At 70.1% G+C, this 22,162-nt stretch carries 11 protein-coding genes; 9 read left to right on the top strand and 2 right to left on the bottom strand.

Translation table 11 applies throughout. From position 1 onward, the window contains the following. Window positions 1-897, bottom strand: a complete 897-nt coding sequence (locus EV567_RS27750; protein ID WP_165430278.1) for a hypothetical protein — start codon at window positions 895-897, stop codon at window positions 1-3. Between the two features lie 245 nt (window positions 898-1,142). Between EV567_RS27750 and EV567_RS02855 the strand changes: the two genes are divergently transcribed. The 8 genes from EV567_RS02855 to EV567_RS02820 all read left to right on the top strand — a co-directional run bounded on the left by EV567_RS02855 (window position 1,143) and on the right by EV567_RS02820 (window position 11,732). Continuing rightward, a complete protein-coding gene (locus EV567_RS02855) occupies window positions 1,143-2,303 on the top strand; it encodes a mandelate racemase/muconate lactonizing enzyme family protein (protein WP_130436951.1) in 1,161 nt (386 codons plus the stop codon). Then, a complete protein-coding gene (locus EV567_RS02850) occupies window positions 2,300-3,304 on the top strand; it encodes a zinc-binding dehydrogenase (RefSeq protein WP_130436950.1) in 1,005 nt (334 codons plus the stop codon). The genes EV567_RS02855 and EV567_RS02850 overlap by 4 nt, the downstream gene beginning before the upstream one ends. A 123-nt stretch (window positions 3,305-3,427) precedes the next feature. Further along, complete coding sequence (locus tag EV567_RS02845) at window positions 3,428-4,399, top strand: hypothetical protein (RefSeq protein ID WP_130436949.1); 972 nt, start codon at window positions 3,428-3,430, stop codon at window positions 4,397-4,399. Window positions 4,400-4,552: 153 nt separating this feature from the next. Continuing rightward, window positions 4,553-5,659, top strand: coding sequence for a multiple monosaccharide ABC transporter substrate-binding protein (gene chvE / locus EV567_RS02840; RefSeq protein ID WP_130436948.1), 1,107 nt, complete (start codon window positions 4,553-4,555; stop codon window positions 5,657-5,659). 44 nt (window positions 5,660-5,703) lie between these two features. Next, window positions 5,704-7,254 (top strand): multiple monosaccharide ABC transporter ATP-binding protein, encoded by a 1,551-nt coding sequence (mmsA, locus tag EV567_RS02835; protein ID WP_130436947.1) that lies wholly within the window; start codon window positions 5,704-5,706, stop codon window positions 7,252-7,254. Then, on the top strand, window positions 7,251-8,495 hold the full coding sequence (mmsB, locus tag EV567_RS02830) for a multiple monosaccharide ABC transporter permease (protein WP_130436946.1): 1,245 nt from the start codon (window positions 7,251-7,253) through the stop codon (window positions 8,493-8,495). The genes mmsA and mmsB overlap by 4 nt, the downstream gene beginning before the upstream one ends. Before the next feature lie 147 nt (window positions 8,496-8,642). Further along, complete coding sequence (locus EV567_RS02825) at window positions 8,643-9,797, top strand: aldose epimerase family protein (RefSeq protein ID WP_130436945.1); 1,155 nt, start codon at window positions 8,643-8,645, stop codon at window positions 9,795-9,797. 162 nt (window positions 9,798-9,959) lie between these two features. Continuing rightward, window positions 9,960-11,732 (top strand): histidinol-phosphate transaminase, encoded by a 1,773-nt coding sequence (locus tag EV567_RS02820; protein WP_130436944.1) that lies wholly within the window; start codon window positions 9,960-9,962, stop codon window positions 11,730-11,732. A 97-nt stretch (window positions 11,733-11,829) separates the two neighbouring features. Here the strand turns inward: EV567_RS02820 and EV567_RS28365 are convergent, their stop codons facing one another. Beyond that, window positions 11,830-14,976 carry a VCBS repeat-containing protein gene (locus EV567_RS28365; RefSeq protein WP_278044732.1) on the bottom strand — a complete coding sequence of 1,049 codons (3,147 nt, stop codon included), beginning with the start codon at window positions 14,974-14,976 and terminating at the stop codon, window positions 11,830-11,832. A gap of 389 nt (window positions 14,977-15,365) precedes the next feature. Between EV567_RS28365 and EV567_RS02810 the strand changes: the two genes are divergently transcribed. Further along, on the top strand, window positions 15,366-22,154 hold the full coding sequence (locus EV567_RS02810) for a polymorphic toxin-type HINT domain-containing protein (RefSeq protein ID WP_242620658.1): 6,789 nt from the start codon (window positions 15,366-15,368) through the stop codon (window positions 22,152-22,154). Window positions 22,155-22,162: the final 8 nt, after the last annotated feature.

The following is a 22,162-nucleotide window of genomic DNA, read 5'->3' as shown; positions in this document are numbered from 1 at the left end:
TCAGGTGCACCACCACAGGAAACGGTTGCACGTTTCCGAAGGCGACGGCTGCGGGGCCGGCTGGGATGTCGTCGGCGTGGCGCCGGCGGTGCGCGTCGGAACCGTCCGGGGGTCCCGCGCGGGCGCGGAGGACGCGCTGGAGGCGGAGGACGCCGTAGAGGCCTCGCGGGTCGGCGACTCGGTGTCCGACGCGCTGGGCGAGGGCGACGCCGAGGCCGGGGAGGCCGAGGAGGAGGCCGACGGGCGGGGTGAGGCGGCGGGGGCGGCGGCCTCACGGGCGTCGGCGTCGGCCGTGGCGGCGGGGGTGGACGAGTCGTCTTCGAGCGGCGAGGACTCCCCGTCGGCGGCCGCGGGGTTCGGCTCGGGCGAGCCGGGCCCGTCGGCGCCGAGCTCGGCGAGGCTCAGCCCGCCGGCCGCGAGGACGAAGCCGGCGGCGATCAGCACGGTCCGGCGACGACGTCTTCGATGGACGGCGGCTTTGCGGTCGCGACGACTCGCGTCGCTCTCGTCGGCCGACGCCGACCCGCGGCCCGCGTCCCGGACCCGACCGCCCCGGCCCTGCTCCCGCCGGCGGGCGGCACGCCCCTGCGCGGGGACGTCTTCGGCCGGCGCAGAGTCCTCGACCACCGCTTCAGCCGCCTCCGCGGCCTCGACGCCGCCGGGCTCGGGGGCGGGCGACTGCCGCTCGTACGGCTGCGGCTCGTAGGGCTGCCGTTCGTACGACTCCCGCTCGTACGGCTGCGGCCCGTACGGGTCCGGCTGGTAGGCGTCCGGGGGGTACGTCTCCCGCCCGTACGCCTCCGGCGCGTAAGCGCCCTGCGGTTCAGCTGGTGCGCCGCACCCCGGGCAGGCGAGGGCGCCGTTGAGGTGCCGTCGGCACGGGTGGCAGTAGTCCATGACGCGGGAAGACTAGGTTCCCGGGGTGTGGCGTTCCTAGGTCCCCCTGTGAAAGTTGTGTGGGAAACCAACGTCCTCAAGGGCGCCCCCGAGCCGGAAAACGATCTCCCACGGTCGAAAGATCACCCGAAACTGTCGAAACCGTTATCTGTTCGACCCATTGACACTCCCCTCACGCCGTCCTTACTGTCACGCCAGCATTTCGAACGTGTGACGAAATCTCGAACAGCTGAGGGGCAACTTCCGTGCGCATCACCGGAATCAGCACACACGTGGTCGGGACGCCCTGGCGCAACCTGACCTACGTCCAGGTGCACACCGACGAGGGCATCACCGGTGTCGGTGAGACTCGCATGCTGGGCCACACCGACGCGCTGATCGGCTATCTGAAGGAGGCCGAGGCCAACCACATTCTCGGCTCCGACCCGTTCGCTGTCGAGGACCTCGTGCGCCGGATGAAGTACGGCGACTACGGCCGCGCGGGTGAGATCGTGATGTCCGGCATCGCCGTCGTAGAGATGGCCTGCTGGGACATCAAGGGCAAGGCCCTCGGCGTCCCCGTCTGGCAGCTGCTCGGCGGCAAGGTCACCGACAAGGTCAAGGCGTACGCCAACGGCTGGTACACCACCGAGCGCACCCCGGAGGCGTACCACAAGGCGGCCCAGGGGGTCATGGAGCGCGGTTATAAGGCGCTCAAGATCGACCCCTTCGGTACCGGCCACTACGAGCTGGACCACGAGAACACCCTGTACGCCGTCTCCCTGATCGAGGCCGTGCGGGACGCGATCGGCCCGGACGCCGAGCTGATGCTGGAGATGCACGGCCGCTTCTCCCCCGCCACCGCCGTCCGCCTGGCCAAGGAGCTCGCCCCCTACAAGCCGGCCTGGCTGGAGGAGCCCTGTCCGCCGGAGAACCTGAAGGCGCTGGAGAAGGTCGCCGCCAAGGTGGACGTCCCCGTCGCCACCGGTGAGCGCATCCACGACCGGATCGAGTTCCGCGAGCTCTTCGAGAGCCAGGCCGTCGACATCATCCAGCCGGACGTCGGCCACATCGGCGGCATCTGGGAGACCCGCAAGCTCGCGGCGACCGCCGAGACGCACTACGTGCTCGTCGCCCCGCACAACGTGGGCGGGCCGGTGCTGACCGCCGCCTCCCTCCAGGTCGGCTTCACCTCGCCCAACTTCAAGATCCTCGAACACTTCAACGACTTCGCGGACGCGGAGATCAAGAAGGTCGTCAAGGGCGCCCCCGAGGTGGTCGACGGCTACTTCCACCTCTCCGACGCGCCGGGGCTCGGCGTCGAGCTGGACGTGGACGCGGCCGCCGAGTTCCCGCAGCAGCAGGCCCGCTTCGACCTGTGGGCCGAGGGCTGGGAGCAGCGCAAGCCGAAGGGCTCCGGGAAGTGACCACCGCCGTCGTCGTCGAGGCGCCGGGCGAGCACCGGCTCGTCGCGCACACGCCGCGCGAGCCGGAGCCGGGCGAGGCGCTCGTGCGGGTCCACGCCGTCGGCATCTGCGGCAGCGACCGCGAGGTGTTCCAGGGCAACCGGCCCGAGGGCTACGTCCGTTACCCGCTCACCCCCGGCCACGAGTGGTCGGGGACGGTCCAGGCGGTGGGCGCGGGAGTGCCCGCCTCACTCGTCGGCCGGAAGGTCGTGGGCGAGGGCTTCCGCAACTGCCAGGTCTGCGACCGCTGTCACGCGGGCGAGACGACGCTGTGCACGGACGGCTACGAGGAGACCGGGTTCACCCAGCCCGGGGCCATGGCCGCCACCCTCACCCTGCCGGCCCGGCTGCTGCACGTCCTGCCCGACGACGCCGACCTGAGCGCCGCCGCCCTGCTGGAGCCGGCCGCCTGCATCGCGGCCGCCGCCCTCAAGGCGCACGCGGTGCCGGGCGAGAAGGTCGCCGTCGTCGGCACCGGGACGCTGGGCATGTTCGCCGTCCAGTTCCTCAAGGCGGGCTCGCCGGGCGAGCTGCTGGTGGTCGGCACCCGGCGGGACCGGGAGGAGCTCTCCCGGCAGTTCGGGGCGACCGGCTTCCGCACCCGGGACGAGGCGCTGCCCGACGACTTCGACGTGGTGATCGAGACGGCCGGGTCCGCGTCCGCCGCGCGCACCGCCGCCTCGCTGCTCCGGCGCGGCGGCCGGCTGGTCCTGACGGGCATCCCGGCGCCGGGCGCCGAGGGACTCGACCCGACGGACCTGGTCGTGCGGCAGCTGGAGGTGCACACCGTCTTCGGGGCGCCGCCGGACGCCTGGTCCCACACCGTCCGGGTGTTCGGGGCCGGACTGCTGGACCCGCTGCCGCTGGTCACGCACGAGCTGCCGCTCACGGAGTTCCCCGAGGCGATCGAGCTGGTGGGCTCCGGCGATCCGAAGGTGGGCAAGGTGCTGCTCCGGCCGTAGGCCACCCCCAGCCGTACGCCGGTACGAAGGCACCTGACGGCCTCCGTACCGGCGTACCCCACCACCCTTTTCCGCCTTGAGCCGCGAACCTCGTCCGACATATCGAACACAAAGGACAGCCTTGTGACCACCGACGCTTCCGCCACGGCGGCCCGCCGACCCGGCGAGCCGGCGCTCACCGCGCTCGGTCTGGGCGCGCCCGCCCTCGATCCCGCCGACGCCTCACCGCACACGTTCCCGGGCGGCGGCCGCTGGCGCACCGAGATCCCCTCGTGCGAGGGTCCCGAAGCGCTGGCCGTCGTCCTGAAGGAAGCCTCGCGGCTCGACGTGCCCATCCACCGCATCAGCCAGGGCAGCGGCGTGTGGATGCTGTCCGACGCCGAGATCACCGAGATGGTCGAGGCGACCGCCGAACGCGACATCGAGCTCTGCCTGTTCACCGGTCCGCGCGGCACCTGGGACATCGGCGGCTCCACCCGGACCGACTCGCGCGGCGCGGGACTGAGAGCCAGAGGCCACGACGCCGTGGCCGGCTGCGTCGAAGACGCGGTGCGGGCCACGGAGTTGGGCGTCAAGTGCCTGCTCGTCGCCGACGAGGGCGTGCTGTGGACGCTGCACCGGGCGCGTCAGGCCGGGATCATCCCGGCGGACACCACGCTCAAGGTGTCCGCGCTGATCGGCCCCGTCAACCCGGCCGCGTACGCGGTGTACGAGCAGCTGGGCGCCGACTCGGTCAACGTGCCCAGCGATCTGACGCTCGATCACCTCACCGAGATCCGGCGGGTGTCGGGCGCCCCGATGGACATGTACATCGAGGCGCCGGACGACTTGGGCGGGTATGTCCGGATGTACGAGGTCGCCGAGCTGATCCGGCGCGGGGCGCCGCTCTACCTCAAGTTCGGTCTCTCCAAGACCCCGGGCATCTACCCCTACGGGCACCACCTGCGGGAACTGACGCTGTCCACCGCCAAGGAGCGGGTGCGGCGCGGCCGGCTCGCGCTGGACCTGCTCGCACGCCACGGAGCCGGCGAGGACATGGCTCCGCTGGGGTCGCGACTGCCCGGCGAGCTGAAGCGGTTCGAAACGCCCGCATAACGTTCCGGACACACAGCACACAAACGCTTCACACAAGCAGACGCAGCCGAACAGAATCCCACACGCGCGTTTTCTCGGCCCTTCCGGCACCGCCTTCGGGCCCTCCAACTCGCGGGGCCGGGAACCACCCTCACCACATCAAGGATGATGACCATGCGTAACCGCAGAGCCGCACTCACCGCCATAGCCGGAGCCGCGTCCCTCGCCCTCACCCTGTCCGCCTGCGGCCAGAACAGCGAAGGCGGCAGCGAGGAGAAGGCGGGCGACACCAAGGGCGCGACCATCGGCATCGCGATGCCGACCAAGTCCTCCGAGCGGTGGATCTCCGACGGCAAGAACGTCGTCAAGGAGCTCGAGGCCAAGGGCTACAAGACCAAGCTGGTCTACGGCGAGGACAAGCCCGAGCAGCAGGTCTCCCAGATCGAGAACCTGATCGCCCAGGGCGTCAAGGCGCTGATCGTCGCGGCGATCGACAACAAGTCCCTGGACAACGTGCTCCAGCAGGCCAAGGACGCGAAGATCCCGGTCATCTCCTACGACCGCCTGATCCTCAACAGCCCGAACGTCGACTACTACGCGTCGTTCGACAACGAGAAGGTCGGCCAGCTCCAGGCCAACTACATCGCCGACAAGCTCGGCCTGAAGTCGGGCAAGGGCCCCTTCAACATCGAGCTGTTCGCCGGCTCCAACGACGACAACAACACCAAGTACTTCTTCAACGGCGCGATGAGCGTGCTCCAGCCGTACATCGACAGCAAGAAGCTCGTCGTCAAGTCCGGCCAGACGAAGATCACCCAGGTCACCACCCTGCGCTGGGACGGCGCCACCGCCCAGCGCCGCATGGACGACATCCTCTCCAAGTCCTACACGAGCGGGAAGGTCGACGCCGTCCTCTCGCCGTACGACGGCATCTCCATCGGCATCCTGTCCGCCCTGAAGTCCGACGGCTACGGCAGCGCCGCCAAGCCGCTGCCGGTCCTCACCGGCCAGGACGCCGAGCTCGCCTCGGTGAAGTCGATCATCTCCGGCCAGCAGACGCAGACCGTCTACAAGGACCTGCGCCAGCTCGCCAAGGTCGCCGCGAACATGGTCGACGCGTCCCTCAACGGCAAGAAGCCCGAGGTCAACGACACCAAGACCTACGACAACGGCAACAAGGTCGTCCCGGCCTACCTGCTCCAGCCCGTGAGCGTCGACAAGGCCAACTACGAGGAGGTCCTGGTCAAGGGCGGCTACTACACCGCCGACCAGCTCAAGTAAGCGCCGACGCCCTTCACACGAAACACGGATTGGAAGGCACGACCATGGCGGGACCCGTCCTGGAAATGCGCTCGATCGTCAAGACCTTTCCCGGCGTCAAAGCGCTGTCGGACGTCACACTGACCGTCCGTCAGGGCGAGGTCCACGCCATCTGCGGAGAGAACGGCGCCGGCAAGTCGACCCTGATGAAGGTCCTCTCCGGCGTCCACCCGCACGGCACCTACGAGGGGGAGATCCTCTTCGAGGGAGAGCTCTGCCGCTTCAAGGACATCCGGGCGAGCGAGCAGCACGGCATCGTCATCATCCACCAGGAGCTGGCGCTGGTGCCGTACCTCTCCCTCGCGGAGAACATCTTCCTCGGCAACGAGCACGCCAAGCGCGGGCTCATCGACTGGAGGGAGACCCTGCGCCACGCCTCCGAGCTGCTGCGCCGGGTCGGCCTGAGCGACCACCCCGAGACCCGCGTCGCCGACATCGGCGTGGGCAAGCAGCAACTCGTGGAGATCGCGAAGGCCCTGTCGAAGGAGGTGAAGCTGCTCATCCTCGACGAGCCGACCGCGGCCCTGAACGACGAGGACAGCGGCAAACTCCTCGACCTGATCCTTGAGTTGAAGAACCAGGGCATCACCTCGATCATCATCTCCCACAAGCTCAACGAGATCCGCCGGGTCGCCGACTCGGTGACGATCATCCGTGACGGGAAGTCCATCGAGACCCTGGACGTCAAGTCCGAGGAGACCAGCGAGGACCGGATCATCTCCGGCATGGTCGGCCGCGACCTCGACAACCGCTTCCCCGAGCGCACCCCGCACGCGCCGGAGGCCGGCGCGGCGCCCGCGTTGGAGATCCGCAACTGGACCGTGCACCACCCGATCGACCAGCAGCGCAAGGTCGTCGACGACGTGTCGATCGACGTGCGGCGCGGGGAGATCGTCGGCATCGCGGGGCTGATGGGCGCCGGCCGCACCGAACTCGCCATGAGCGTCTTCGGCCGGTCCTACGGCCGGCACACGGGCGGCACCGTCCTCAAGGACGGCAAGGTGATCCGCACCAAGTCCGTCGCGGAGGCGATCGGGCACGGCATCGCCTACGTCACCGAGGACCGCAAGCACTACGGCCTCAACCTCATCGACACCATCAACCGGAACATCTCGCTGACCGCCCTGGACAAGGTCGCCAAGCGGGGCGTGGTCGACGAGCACGAGGAACGGCAGGTGGCCGAGCGCTACCGCAAGTCGATGAACATCAAGGCGCCGACCGTCTTCGAGCCGGTGGGCAAGCTGTCCGGCGGCAACCAGCAGAAGGTCGTCCTCAGCAAGTGGATCTTCACGGGCCCGGACGTGCTGATCCTGGACGAGCCCACGCGCGGCATCGACGTCGGCGCCAAGTACGAGATCTACACGGTCATCGACAAGCTGGCCGCGGAAGGGAAGGCGGTCGTCTTCATCTCCTCCGAGCTGCCGGAGCTGCTCGGTATGTGCGACCGCATCTACACCATGGCCGCAGGGCGGTTGACGGGTGAGTTCCCGCGTGCCGAGGCCACGCAGGAATCGCTGATGCGTCAGATGACGAAGGACAAAGAGGTAACCCGATGAGCACGGAAGTGACCGCCAAGAGCCCGGCCCCCGCGCCGCCCGGCAAGAGCGGGGACGCGGCGGGCGGGAACCTGCTCCAGCTGGTGCTGGACGGCCTGCGCCGCAACATGCGTCAGTACGGCATGCTGATCGCGCTCGGTCTGATCGTGGCGCTGTTCGGCGTGTGGACCGACGGCGGACTGCTGACGCCGCACAACATCTCCAACCTGGTGCTGCAGAACAGCTACGTCCTGATCCTCGCGATCGGCATGATGCTGGTCATCATCGCGGGCCACATCGACCTGTCGGTCGGTTCGCTGACGGCGTTCGTCGGGGCCTTCGCGGCCGTGCTGACCGTGCAGCACGACGTGCCGTGGCCCGTCGCCGTCGCTCTCTGCCTGCTGGCGGGGGCCGTGGCCGGCGCGGTGCAGGGCTTCTTCATCGCCTACCTCGGCATACCCTCCTTCATCGTCACCCTCGCCGGGATGCTGACCTTCCGCGGCGTCACCGAGATCCTGCTGGAGGGGCAGACCATCGGCCCGTTCCCCCTCGGGCTGCAGAAGATCGGCAACGGCTTCCTCCCGGAGGTCGGCCCGGAGACCAACTACCACAACATCACCCTGCTCCTCGGCATCGTGCTGATCGCCTTCGTGGTCATGCAGGAGGTCCGGGACCGCAAGCGTCAGCGGGAGTTCTCCCTCGACGTGCCGCCGACCAACCTCTTCCTGCTCAAGCTCGTCGCGATCGCCTCCGCGCTGCTCGTGGTCACCCTGCTGCTCGCCAGCTGGAAGGGCGCGCCGATCATCCTGCTGATCCTGGGCGCGCTGGTGGTCGGGTACGGCTACCTCATGCGCAACTCCATCTTCGGCCGGCACATCTACGCCATCGGCGGCAACCTGCCGGCGGCCAAGCTGTCCGGCGTCAAGGACAAGAAGGTCACCTTCCTTGTCTTCCTGAACATGGGCGTGCTCGCGGCCCTGGCTGGTCTGGCGATCGCCGCCCGCCTCAACGCGGCCTCTCCGAAGGCGGGCCTGAACTACGAACTCGAGGCGATCGCCTCGGCGTTCATCGGTGGCGCGTCCATGAGCGGCGGTGTGGGCACCGTCCTCGGCGCGATCATCGGCGGTCTCGTCCTCGGCGTGCTGAACAACGGCATGAACCTCCTCAGCGTCGGCACCGACTGGCAGCAGGTCATCAAGGGCCTCGCCCTGCTGGTCGCCGTCGGGTTCGACGTGTGGAACAAGCGCAAGTCCGGTTCGTAAGCAAGCGCGGACGCTCCGCCGGGAAAGGCCGTACAAGCCGTATCGAACCCGCGGGCCGGTCGTGGCCGACCGCGCGGTTCCCCGCGCCCCTTCGGGGGCGCGGGCCCGGCGGGGCTCCCACCCAACCCCACTTACGGGAGCCGCTACATGGAACTGAACAGACGCACGGTCATCGCGGGCGCCGCTGCGGCGGGCATCGCCGCCACCGCCCTCGGAGGTGTCGCCGAGGCCTCCACATCCGGCGGGAAGAAGCCGACGAAGAAGGTCTTCGGCACGCTCGCCGACGGCACCGAGGTCCACCTGTGGTCGCTGGCCAACGGCGGGACGCGGCTGAAGGTCCTGGACTACGGCGGCATCGTCCAGTCCCTGGAGATCCCCGACCGTCGCGGCCGCTACACCAACGTCTCCCTGGGCTTCGACAACATCGAGGACTACGTCGCCAAGTCCCCCTACTTCGGCGCCCTGATCGGCCGCTTCGGCAACCGCATCGGCAAGGGGCAGTTCACCCTCGACGGCAAGTCCTACCAGGTCGACGTCAACGACGGCGCGAACAGCCTGCACGGCGGTTCCAAGGGCTTCGACAAGCACGTGTGGAGCGTCGAGCCGTTCGCCAAGGGCTCCGACGTCGGCCTGTACCTGCGGTACACCAGCGCCGACGGCGAGATGGGCTACCCGGGCACGCTGAAGGTCAAGGTCACCTACACCCTCACCCGGCACGGCGACTGGCGCATCGACTACGAGGCCACCACCGACAAGGCCACCGTCGTCAACCTCACCAACCACGTGTACTGGAACCTCGCCGGCGAGTCCAGCGGGACCATCTACGACCACGAGCTGGAGATCGACGCCGCCCGCTACACGCCCGTCGACTCGGGTCTGATCCCCACCGGCGAGCTGGCGAGGGTCGCGGGCACCCCCTTCGACTTCCGCCGCGCCAAGACCGTCGGCGAGGACATCCGCGTCGCCCACCAGCAGCTGCTGTACGGCAAGGGCCTCGACCACAACTGGGTCCTCGACAAGGGCATCACCTCCCGGCCGGCGCCCGTCGCCACCCTGCGCGACCCGTCCTCGGGCCGCACCCTGACGATCTCCACCACCGAGCCCGGCCTGCAGTTCTACTCCGGGAACTTCCTCGACGGCACGCTCGTCGGAAGCGGCGGGACCGTCTACCGCCAGGGCGACGGCATGTGCCTGGAGACGCAGCACTTCCCGGACTCGCCGAACAAGCCGAACTTCCCGTCCACCGTGCTGCGGCCCGGCCAGACGTACCGGTCGACGACGGTCCACTCCTTCGACTGCTGACGTCCCCTCAGCGACGGGGCGCAACTGACACCCGCTTCTCGGCGGTTGAACAGTCGCGCCCCGGCCTGCGTATGTAGGGACGGCCCGTGCTCCCCCGCGCGGGCCACCCAGATGACGACGGGCCCGGTCGTCCCCACCGGGCCCGCCCCATACGGAGGTTCCATGGCCGACAACGTCACCTCGTTGTTCCGCAGCACCGCGGCGCACAGCCCGTCGATGGCGGCGCTGACCCGCGAGGGCGGCGACGGGGGCGGGCCGGTGGACTTCTGCATCCCCTGCAATCCCTACTTCCCCACCCCGCAGATGTTCGACGAGATGTCGAACCGGCTGCGGGACATCATCACGTACTACCCGAGCAGCGCCGACACCATCACCGCCGAGCTGTGCAACCTGCTCGGGCTCCCGCCGCAGGCCGTCGCGATGGGCAACGGCTCCACCGAGCTGATCACCTGGATCGACCACCTGCTGGTCCGCGAGTCCCTCGCGGTGCCCGTCCCCACCTTCGGCCGCTGGACCGACCAGCCGATGGAGACCGGCAAGCGGGTCGACATGTTCCCGCTCCAGGAGTCCAGCGGTTTCGCCCTCGACCTCGCGCAGTACGCCGAGTTCATCCGCACCCGCGGCACCCGGGTCGCCGTCATCTGCAACCCGAACAACCCCGACGGCGGGTTCCTGCACAAGCACGCGCTGGTGCAGTTCATGGACGCGATGGCCGACCTGGACCTGATCGTCATCGACGAGTCGTTCCTGGAGTTCGCCGACGCCGAGGCCGAGCCGAGCGTGGTGCAGGAGGCAATGCTGCGGCCCAACGTCGTCGTGCTGCGCAGCCTCGGCAAGAACTTCGGCCTGCACGGCATCCGCTTCGGCTACCTGGTCGCGAACCCGGCGCTGGCCGGGCGGGTCCGCTCCATGCTGCCCAAGTGGAATCTCAACTCCTTCGCCGAGCACGTGGTGTTCATGCTGAAGGAGCACGGCCCCGAGTACGCGCAGAGCCTGATGCAGGTGCGCCGGGACCGTCTGGAGATGGCCAGCCAGCTCTCCGCGCTGCCCGGCCTGACCGTCTACCCCTCGCAGGGGAACTTCCTCTTCGTGCGCCTCCCCGTCGGCGCCGAGGGCACCGTGGTCCGCGACCGGCTGCTCACCGAGCACCGGATCCTGGTCCGCGAGTGCGGCAACAAGATCGGCTCCTCCAGCCGCTTCCTGAGGCTCGTGGTGCGCCCCCAGGTCGACGTGCGTCGCCTGGTGTCCGGCCTGGAACAGGTGCTCTACGGGAACAGGAGGGGAGCCGCCGTGCCCGAGCTGAGCGCCGGGACCAGCTACAGCTCGGGCACGGCGGCCGTGGATCGGCTGGTGGGGGCTACCAACGGGGCCGGCATGCCGGGCCTTGCCGCTCAGGCCATGGGCGCCGGTGCGCCGGGGCTGCCCCCAGCCCCGGCCGCCGCCGCCGGCATGTCGGCCCCGACCCCCTCCGACGGCTCCGGGGTGCCGCTGCCGGCGGCGGCCCAGATCTTCCCCCAGTCGATACCGGCGCCCCAGCCGCCCGCCCCGGCCCCCGCCCCCGCCCCCGCCCCGGCGATGACGCCCGCGATGGCACCGGCTGCCATGGCCCCGCCGATGGCGCCCGTGCCGCCGCAGATGGCTCCGCCGCCGATGGCGCCCGCCGCGATGGCTCCCGCGGCGATGGCCCCGGCTGCCATGACCCCCGCGGCGATGGCCCCGCCGCCGGCCCCGGCCCCCGCCCCCGCGCCCGCGCCGGCGATGACGCCGGCCGCGGCTCCCATGGCCTCCGGCCAGACCCCTCCGGGCGTCCCGGCCCGAGGCGGCCTGACCGCCGCCCAGGTCCGCGGCACCAACGGCCTCTCCCCGGCAGCGGCCACCGGCTGGCCCAACGCCCAGAGCTGGCCCAACGCGGCGGGAATGGGCCAGGCCGGCTGACCCCCGCCGAGCCGACGCAGCGGAGCCCCCGGCCGACGGGTTGTCGGCCGGGGGCTCCGTGCTCTCCGTGCTGTCAGGTCCCTTCCGGGCCGACCGCCTAGGCGATCAGTTTGATCGTCTGCCAGCCGCCTGTGCCGACGACCGTGGGGGTGCCCACGCCCGTTCGGCGGCCCGGGAGGTACTCCAGGCCTGCCGTGGTGTTCGGCGTCGTGGTCCACAGGTCCGCGATGCCGTCGCCGTCGGTGTCGCCGGTGGCGGTGAACAGCGGGCGGGCCGCCGGGGTCCAGCCGGTGGCGTGGGCCGTGCGGTTGGCGCCGTCGCCCAGGGAGGCCGGGTCGGTGCCGCCGTCGGGGATCCCGTCGCCGTCCGCGTCACCCGGGCTGCGGCCGTGGTAGACCCACAGTCCGCCGCCGACGGTGTCACGGGCGAGCAGATCGGCGAAGCCGTCGCCGTCCACGTCGCCGGGGGAGGCGAGCTGCATCTTGCCCCAGCCGCTGCCGCCGATCACGTAGCCCGACTCGACCGTGCCGTAGGCGTAGCCCGGCAGGAACCACAGCTGGTCGCCGATGACCGCGACGAAGTCGGGGTTGGCTGACTCGGCGTCCGGGGTGATGTCACCGACCGATACGATCTGCTTGATCGTCGCCGGGTCGATCGCCACCTCGGTCTCCGGGTCCGGGAAGACGTACACCTCCTGCTTGGTGTCGTCGGTGAACTCGCCCTGCCCGTTGTTCGGGTACAGGTACAGCTTGCCGTCGGAGCGGCGGGCCACCAGGTCCTCGTAGAAGTCCTCGGTCCAGTCGCCCCGGTGCGTCAGCAGCGAGCCTCCCCAGCCGCCGCCGGAGGACAGCGGGAGCATCGTCGCGACCTTGCCGGCGCCCGTGCCGCCGTACAGGCGCAGGTTGTCGGCGCCGTCGATCGCGAACATGTCCGGCAGACCGTCGCCGTTGACGTCACCGGGCTTGTCCGTCACGCCCGGGCTCTTCACGTAGAACCGGTACGGGTAGACGGGGCCGGGGTTGCCGCCCGCGTCCACCATGCGCACGTACAGCGTGTGCGGTCCCGGCGTGAGCGGGGTGATCTCGGCGGTCGCCTTGCCGCCCTTGGCCGCGGGCTTGGCCGACACGTTCGGCGGGGTGCGGTCCAGGCCGTACAGGTAGTCGACGGTGTCCGCGACGCCGTTCGCGCCGAACTCGAACACGCCCTTGGTGCGCGACAGCGCGCCCTCCACGGGCTCCATGTCGGCCGTGGTCTCCGGGTACAGGTCGTCCTTGGAGTCGACGACCGGCATCACGGTCGGCGCGTTCGGGTCGAAGCCGAAACGGCAGCCCGGCGCGCCCTTGGTGGGCGTCCAGTCGGAGGCGAAGTTCGCGTCCGCGGTGTCCTCGGCCTGTGCCTTCCAGGAGAACTGGCCGTTGCTGGCGCCGAGATGCTTCTTCAGCAGGTCCTTGCCCACGACGACCCGCGCCTGCGCGCCCTTGGAGTCGGCGGCCTTCACGGTGACCTTCACGCGCTTGTCGAAGATGATGCCCGGCGCGGTGTCGTGCTTGCCGGTCGCCCACAGATGGAACTGCACGTTGACGCCGCCGCCGTCCGGGTCCCAGACCTGAGCGGTCAGCGTCACGTCGGTGTTGCCGAGGGTGACGTACGACGAGCCGTTGCCGCACTCGGTGGCGCTCACCTTGGAGCTGGGGATGGTGTCCAGCGCCCAAGGGGCCTTCGGGGGACGGTTGTACTCGACGATCAGCTTGGCGTCCGGCTTGAACTTCTTCCAGCTGTACTCGTCCTTGGAGTCCTCCGCCTTGTCCGGCGCCTTCAGGCCGAAGGTGACGTTGGACCACTTGGAGGCCGCCGCCTTGACGGCCGCGTCCTTGGCGTCGAAGTCGACCGCCTTGTTGGCGCAGCCGACGTCCTCGTTGCCGTGGGCGTAGTTGCGGCTGTCCTGGAGGGTCTTCAGGGCCGGCTGCTTGTTCCAGGTGGTGGCCGAGGAGATCCCGCCGGTGAGCCACAGCTCGACCGGCTTCGGCGTGCAGGACCACGCGTGCGTCTCGGTGATCTGGAACTGCGCGTCGATCACCTTCACGCCGGCCAGGAACTTGCTGCCGACGCGGAAGTAGGAGCGGGCCGTGCCGCCGGACGACGACTCGTAGCCCACGCGCGCCTCGTCCGTCTTGCCGCCGTCCCAGCCGGTGCCGTTCCAGTAGCTGCTGGTCGGATGCGGCTTGTAGGCGATGGTCCAGGCCTCGCGGGTGCCGGTCGTCCGGGGGTCGATGTACACCGGGAAGCGGGTGTCCGGCGCGTTGAGGAGCTTCTGGTCGGGCGTCAGGGTGATCTTCTCGTCGGAGACCCGGACGCCGACCTCGCTGCTCTTGGAGGTGAGCGGGGAGGGATCGTTCTCGGACGCGGTCGTGGCGGTCGCCGTGCGCGGTGACTTCGCCGCCGGGCCGGCGGGAGCCTTGGCCGCGGCCGGCGTCCGGGAGGCGCTTTGCTCCTCCTCCGTCCCGGACGAGTCCCACATCCGGGCCGTGGACGACGCGAAGACCGTCTGCCCGGCCGCGTTCACCGCCTTCAGGGTGCCGCTCACCGTGTCCTTGGTGAGGTCGAGCCCCTCGGCGCTCAGACCGAAGTCGATCCGCGCCAGGTCGGGGTTGGCGGCGGCCTCGGGCGTCTTCACGATCAGCGCCTGGCTGAAGCCGTCCACGCTGGCCTTCACCGCCAGGTCGACGCCCGGTAACACCTCCGGGTAGGTGGCCCTCGCTCCGTCGAGCACGGGCTCGGGCAGGGGCTTGGGCCAGGTCAGGGCGAGTTCGCCGCCCTGGTCGGCGAAGGTCACCAGTTTGGTGTCGCCGCCCGCGGAGAACGTGACGCGGCCGGGCGCGGCCTTGGGCGAGATCCGGCCCGCGGCCTCGGTGAGCGTGGTGTCCACCGCGGTCCACACGCCCTCGCGCTTCACGCGGACGGGCAGGCTGTGCTGGGTGGTGCGCAGGTTCCCGTTGGGCAGGGCGTGCGTCTCGCTGGTCTCGGTGCGGGCGGACACCACTTCCACGGGCTTGCCGCTCTGGGCGGCCTGCTGGAGTGCGCTCTCCTCGGCGTCGGCGGCCGCCTCGGCCGGACGGGCGTCGGCGGCGCCGGCCGTGAGCGGCATCAGCGGCGTCAGCCCGAGCGTCCCGCCGGCGAGCACCGCGACGAGCGCGGCCCGGGCCGAGCGCCTCGCCGGACGCTGTCTTCGGGATGTTTCTGGCATGGGCGAATCCCCCCGGAGTCGTTGCCGTGCGCGCCCCGCAAGGGGGCCGCTGCGCGCCCTTTCACTGGGCCGCGAGGCCGAACAGTACACGCAGGAAAGGCAGTTCTTTACCTACGCATGAGCAAAGTGGGGATTGTCGCATTGCCTTTCCTTTGCTTGTCAGGGTGATCGGCAACGCCTAATGTCTGACCGTTCAACACTCGATCACACAGAGTGAGATCACGCAGAGTGAGTGAGGGGGAGGTCCTTCAGTGGACCAAGTCATAAGACAGTTACGCTATTTCAGCCACTGGCACAGATCCGTCTCCCTGTTCGTGGGCCTCGTGCTCTTCGTCGGCCTCATACCCGACGACGCGAGTGCCGCCGACGGGAGCACGAGGATCTCGGACGTGAAGCGCGATCCGTCCGTTCCCGGACGCGACTTCGACAAGAAGCGTCCGGCCACCCGGGACGACGCCGAGGGCGCTTTCAAGCCCGCGGCCGGAAAGGTGTCGCCCGGCACGTTCACGACACTGGTCACCGACAGTCGCGACAAGCTTCCCAAGCGGGCGCCGCTGACCGCCGGCTCCACCGCGCCGGGCGCGGACACCGCCGTGCGGAGCGGCATGGTGAAAGCCCGTCAGGCCACGGCCGCACCCGCCCGTACGGCGCTGAGCGTCCGCGGCGCGACCCCGAAGAAGGCCGCCGCCGACGCCGGCAGCGCCCTCCAGGTCCAGATCAAGGACGAGGGGGCCGCCCGCGCGGCCGGCGTCCAGGGCGTCCTGTTCACCGCCGCGCCGGCGAACACCGGCCTGGCTCCCGCCGCGTCAGGCTCCGTCGAACTGGAGCTGGACTACGCGTCGTTCAAGGACACCTACGGCGGTGACTGGGGCTCCCGGCTCCGTCTGTACCAGCTTCCCGCCTGCGCGTTGACCACGCCCGAGCTGGAGCAGTGCCGTACCCGCACCGCCCTGCCCGGCGCCAACGACCCGGCCGCGAAGACGGTCCGGGCCACCGCCGACCTGGCTGCCGCGCCCACCGTGCTCGCCGCCGCGGCAGAGGCCTCCGGACCCGGCGGAAGCCATGCCGCGACCTCGCTCGCGCCGTCCGGCTCCTGGATGGCCGGCTCGTCCTCCGGCGGCTTCTCCTGGGCCTACCCGATCGAGGCGCCCGAGGTGCCCGGCGGTCCGCAGCCCGAGGTCGAACTGTCCTACTCCTCGCAGGCGGTGGACGGCCGCACCGCGTCCACCAACGCGCAGTCCTCCTGGATCGCCGAGGGCTGGGACTACGAGCCGGGCTACATCGAGCGCAAGTACCGCTCCTGCTCGGACGACAAGGACGCCGTCGACGGGAAGAAGCCCAACAACACCGGCGACAGCGGCGACCTGTGCTGGGGCTCCGACCACGTCGTGATGTCGCTGGGCGGCAACACCACCGAACTCGTCAAGAAGGACGGCACCGACGAGTGGCGTCCCGCCGACGACGACGGCTCGCGCCTCCAGCACAAGACCGGGGCCGCGAACGGCGCCAAGGACGGCGAGTACTGGATCCTGACCACCACGGACGGCACCCAGTACCACTTCGGCCTGAACAAGCTGCCGGGCGCTCCCGACGGCACGGTCACCAACTCGGCGCTCACCGTGCCGGTGTTCGGCAACCACCCCGACGAGCCCTGCCACGCCACGGCGTTCATGGACTCCGACTGCGCCCAGGCGTACCGCTGGAACCTGGACTACGTGGTCGACCCGCTGGGCGACGCCATGACCCTGTGGTGGACCAAGTTCACCAACTTCTACGGCCAGAACATGAAGGCCGATCAGCAGGCCCGCTACGACCGCAACGCGCAGCTCGCGCGCATCGACTACGGCCTGCGCTCCGACAAGCTGTTCGGCGTCCTGCCGGCCGGCCGCGTCGACTTCACTCTGTCCGAACGGTGCATCCCCGGCACGGCGTTCGACTGCGCCGAGACCAAGCGGACCACGGCCAACGCCAAGCACTGGCCGGACACCCCGCTGGACCAGGAGTGCGCCTCGGGCGCCAAGTGCACCGACAAGTTCTCCCCCACGTTCTGGACGACCAAGCGCCTGACGAAGATCAGCACCAGCGTGCTCGTCGGCAGCGCCCTCAAGCCGGTCGACACCTGGACGCTGGAGCAGTCCTACCCGCCCACCGGTGACGCCACCTCCCCGGCCCTGTGGCTGGAGTCGATCGCCCGTACCGGGCACGGCGCCGGCGGCACGGCGGACATGCCGAAGGTCACCTTCGCCGGCCTCCAGATGGACAACCGCGTCGACGGCGTGGAGGGCCTGCCGCCCTTCTCCCGCTACCGCGTCCACGCCATCGACACCGAGACCGGCGGCCGGATCGGCGTCACCTACTCGGCCAAGGACTGCCAGGCCCTGGAGCCGAAGCGGATGCCGGCCTCGCCGGAGTCCAACACCATGCGCTGCTTCCCGCAGTTCTGGACGCCCAAGGGCGCGACGGCACAGGTCAAGGACTGGTTCCACAAGTACGTCGTCACCCAGGTCAGCGAAGAGGACCTGGTCACCGACAGCCCCGCCAAGGTCACCTCGTACGAGTTCCTCGGCGGCGCCGCGTGGGCCTGGGACGACAGCGAGTTCACCGAGAAGAAGTACCGCACCTGGTCGCAGTACCGCGGCTACGAGCGGGTCCGCACCCGCCAGGGCGCCGGCAGTGACGTCAAGCAGCTCAGCGAGCACCGCTACTTCCGCGGCCTGCACGGCGACAAGCTGCCCTCCGGCACGCGTTCGTCCGCCGTGGAGACCAGTGACGGCGCCAGCCACCAGGATCTGCCGCAGTACCAGGGGCAGTTGCTGGAACAGATCACCTACGAGTCCGACGGCGGTCCCGTCGACTCGGCGACCGTCACCACCCCCTGGGCGGTGAAGACGGCCACCCGGACCCGTGCCGGGACCACGCCGCTCGAGGCCTGGATGACCCGCCCGGAGACCGTCCGCACCCGCGAGCGGGTCAAGGGCGAGACCTGGCGCACCTCCACCGAGACCACCAAGTACGACGGCTACGGCCTGCCGTACCAGGTCGAGGAGAAGACACCCGGCGGCAAGGTCCGCTGCTCCACGGTCGATTACGCCCGTAACACCGGGGCGCACCTGATCGAGCTGGAGTCCCGCGAGAAGACCACCCTCGGAGCCTGCGGCACCACGGGCGGCGAGGTCGTCGAGGACAGCCGCACGTTCTACGACAACCTGGCCTTCGGCGCGGCCCCCACCAGGGGTCTGCCCACCGAGGTCCAGGAGATGAACGCGACCGGCGACGGTTACGTCACCATCGACAGGACCGAGTACGACATCCACGGCCGTGAGGTCGCCACGTGGGACGCGGACAACCGCAAGACGTCCGTCGAGTTCACCCCGAAGACCGTGGCGCGTCCGCTGAAGCAGGTCTCCACCGACCCGCTCCTGCACACGGAGACCACGGAGTTCGACGAGGTCCGCGGTCTGCCGAAGAAGGAGATCGACGCCAACGGCAAGTCGTCGACCATGGAGTACGACCCGCTGGGCCGGCTCCTGAAGGTCTGGGAGATCGACCGCGATCCGTCGCAGAGCCCGTCCGCCAGTTACGACTACACCGTCCGCCGTGACGGCCCGACGGTCGTCACCTCGCGGACGCTGAAGGACAACGGCCAGTACGCCGTGTCGTACGAGATCCTCGACGGCCTGCTGCGCGAGCGGCAGACGCAGGACGAGGCGGTCGGCGCGGGGCGGATCGTCAACGACACCTTCTACGACAGCGTCGGCCGGGTCTGGAAGGAGAACGACGGCTACTACAACTCCTCCGAGCCCGAGCCGAAGCTGCTCCCGGTCGGCGACCAGGACGTGCCGTCGCAGAACCGCACCACCTTCGACGGGCTGGGCCAGCCCACCGCGGAGATCACGTACTACCGCGGCACGGAGAAGCTCCGCACGACGACCGAACGCGACGGGGACGTCTCCACGACGATCCCGCCGAAGGGCGACACGGTCACGGCGACCTTCGAGGACGCCGAGGGCCGCACGGAAAGGCTGCGCGAGTACACGAACCCCGGGCGTACGAAGTGGCGGGACACCGTCTACGAGTACGACGACCTGGACAACCTGCGCACGGTGACCGCGCCGGGCGGTGCGGTGACGACGTTCGAGTACGACAAGCGGGGCCGTCAGACGGCCGTCGTCGACCCCGACGGCGGACGCACGGAGATGCGGTACGACAACGCGGACAACGTGGTCGAGACCGTGGACCCGATGAAGCGGTCCCTGTTCACCACCTACGACGCGGGCGGCCGTCCGGAAACCCTGCGCGAGGGGAGTGCCACCGGCCCGAAGCGCATCGAGTGGACGTACGACACCCTCGCCAAGGGACTGCCCACGGCGCAGATCCGTTACGACAACGGCCGTGAGTACCGGGAGGAGATCACCGAGTTCGACAACGCCTACCGGGTGAAGAAGACGAAGACGGTGATCCCCGCCGAGGAGACCGGCCTGGCCGGCACGTACGAGTACGAGTACTCCTACACGCCGACCGGCAACCTCGCCTGGGTGTCGGTGCCGGGCGTGGGCGGTCTGGTGACCGAGCGGGTCGTCCTGCGCTATGACTCCGACGATCTGCTGATCGGAGTGAGCGGTGCCTCGACCTACTTCTCGGGCGCCGAGTACTCGGCCTTCGGTGAGCTCCTGCGCACCGAATCCGGTCCGGCCGGCAAGAAGGTGTACGGCTCGTACGTCTACGACGAGTTCACGCGCCGCCTCCAGACGGCCACCTTCGACCGGGACGTCGCCCCCGTCCGCATCAACGAGACGCGGTACGGGTACGACGAGGCCGGCAACGTCACCAAGGTCACCGACGTGCCCGGCAGCGCGGCGCCCGACGCGGGCAAGACCGACACCCAGTGCTTCGTCCACGACCAGCTCAGGCAGATGACCTCGGCCTGGACGTCGAAGACGGCGGACGACTGCACGGCGGCCCCGTCGAAGGACACGGTCGGCGGTCCGGACGCGTACTGGAACTCGTACGAGTACGACGACGCGGGCAACCGCAAGAAGCTCGTCGAGCACGACCCGACGGGAGACGCCGCGAAGGACGTCACCCGCACGTATCTGTACGGAAAGGAGGGCGTGGGCGGCCCGAACGCGCTGGCCGAGATCAAGTCGACCGGCCCGCAGGGCGAGCGCCTGAACACCTTCGCCTACGACAAGGGCGGCAACACGGTCGGACGCCAGCACGGCGGCACCAACCAGACGCTCGACTACGACGTCGAGGGCCAGCTGCGCAAGGTGACCCAGCCGGTCGAGGGCGGCGGCACGCAGACCACGTCGTACCTGTACGGCGCGGACGGCGAGCGCCTCATCCGCACCGGCGCGGACGGCAGCCGCACCCTGTACCTCGCCGACGCCGAGCTGACCGTCGACGCGTCCAACACCTCCGCCAAGGCGGAGCGCTTCTACGCCCACCCCGACGGCATGACGACGGTCCGTGCGACCGGCGGCGTGCGTCAGCTGATGATCGCCGACCACCACGGCACGTCCCACACGGTCGTGAACATGGCGGACCCGGCGATGGGCGTCACCCGGCGCAAGTCGATGCCGTTCGGTGAGGCGCGCGGGCAGCAGCCCACCGCCTGGCCCGGCGAGCGCGGCTTCGTCGGCGGCACGGTCGACAAGGACACGGGACTGACCCGCCTGGGCGCCCGTGACTACGACCCGGCGACCGGGCGGTTCCTCCAGGTCGACCCGATGGTCGACTACGGACAGCCGGCCACGATGAACGCGTACGCCTACAGCAACAACGCACCGGCCACCTTCTCCGACCCCTCGGGCACGTTCTTCCCGATCCTGATCGGTATCGCGGCCCGTATCGCCATCCAGGCGGCGATCCGCGCGGCGGCCCGTCGTGCGGCGATCATCGCGGCCCGCAAGGCGGCCCAGGCGGCGGCCCGTCGTGCCGCTGCCCTGGCGCGCAAGCGTGCCCTGGAGGCCGCGAAGCGCGCGGCGGCCAAGGCCCGCCGGGAAGCCGCACGCAAGGCGGCGGCGGCCAAACGAGCGGCAGCCAAGCGGGCAGCGGCCCGTGCGGCGGCCAAGCGCGCGGCGGCGAGGAGGGCGGCAGCCCAGGCCCGTGCCCGCGCGGCACGTGCCGCGGCGAAGAAGGCGGCGGCCCGTCGAGCGGCGGCCCGCAAGGCGGCGGCCCGTCCGAAGCCGCGGGCCAAGCCTCGTTCGCAGCCGAAGCCGCGTCCGAAGCCCTCGCAGGTGAAGCGGGCCGTGAAGAAGGTCGCGAAGGAGGTCAAGGAAGAGGCCAAGGAGACCGCGAAGGAAGAGGTCAAGGGAGCGGCTTGCGAGTCGGTCGCCGGCGCCAACAGCTTCGTCCCCGGTACCCGGGTGCTGATGGCCGACGGTTCGACCAAGCCGATCGAGAAGGTCAAGGCCGGCGACAAGGTCGTCGCCACCGACCCGAGGACGGGGAAGACCTCCGTCCAGACGGCCACGGCGACGATCGTCGGCAAGGGCAGCAAGGACCTCGTCCGGATCACGCTGACCGTGCACGACGGCCCGGCGGCGAAGGCGAAGGCGAAGACCACCACGGTCACCGCGACGGCCGGTCACCCCTTCTGGGTGCCGTCCCTGCGGGAGTGGATCGACGCCGGGGAGCTGAAACCGGGACAGTGGCTCCAGACGTCCTCGGGCACCTGGATCCAGATCGGCTCGGTCGAGGCCTGGACGGCGAAGGCGACGGTCCACAACCTGACCGTCACGGACGCGCACACGTACTACGTGCTCGTCGGGGCGGCGCCCGTCCTCGTCCACAACTGCGTCGACTCCCGGCCGGACTTCAACTCCACGCTGTCCGCCAACGGGCACTACTCCAAGCACGTCAAGGGCGTCGACTTCCGCATCAAGAAGGGGAAGGTGCGCGAACCGCGTGCGCATGAGGCGAGTCTGCCCGAGTTCGACAGGCTCGGCGGACGCAGGGCGTACCGGGAGGCGGCCAGGGACTTCATGGACGGTGACGGCCCCGACGGGTCCATCACCGTGCGGACGAGGACTGGCGGCATGCACCGGTTCGACCCGAGCACGGGCTACTACGGTTATCTCAACGGCGGCGGCACGATCTCCACGTTCTTCCGCCCGAAGGAGGGGCTGACCTACTTCCGTCGCTCGACGATGGGCGACAAGGACACGAGACTGTGACCGACAGG

Origin of the sequence: Streptomyces sp. BK239, assembly GCF_004217285.1 — a bacterium.
GTDB lineage: Bacteria > Actinomycetota > Actinomycetes > Streptomycetales > Streptomycetaceae > Streptomyces.
The sequence above is the reverse complement of the archived record's forward strand: the minus strand, read 5'-3'. Positions and strand labels throughout refer to the sequence as shown.

Bases quoted from the DNA above. Each gene is read 5' to 3' on its own strand.
- EV567_RS27750 (WP_165430278.1), bottom strand. From the start codon at position 897: ATGGACTACTGCCACCCGTGCCGACGGCACCTCAACGGCGCCCTCGCC.
- chvE (WP_130436948.1), top strand. From the start codon at position 4,553: ATGCGTAACCGCAGAGCCGCACTCACCGCCATAGCCGGAGCCGCGTCC.
- mmsA (WP_130436947.1), top strand. From the start codon at position 5,704: ATGGCGGGACCCGTCCTGGAAATGCGCTCGATCGTCAAGACCTTTCCC.
- mmsB (WP_130436946.1), top strand. From the start codon at position 7,251: ATGAGCACGGAAGTGACCGCCAAGAGCCCGGCCCCCGCGCCGCCCGGC.
- EV567_RS02825 (WP_130436945.1), top strand. From the start codon at position 8,643: ATGGAACTGAACAGACGCACGGTCATCGCGGGCGCCGCTGCGGCGGGC.
- EV567_RS02820 (WP_130436944.1), top strand. From the start codon at position 9,960: ATGGCCGACAACGTCACCTCGTTGTTCCGCAGCACCGCGGCGCACAGC.
- EV567_RS28365 (WP_278044732.1), bottom strand. From the start codon at position 14,976: ATGCCAGAAACATCCCGAAGACAGCGTCCGGCGAGGCGCTCGGCCCGG.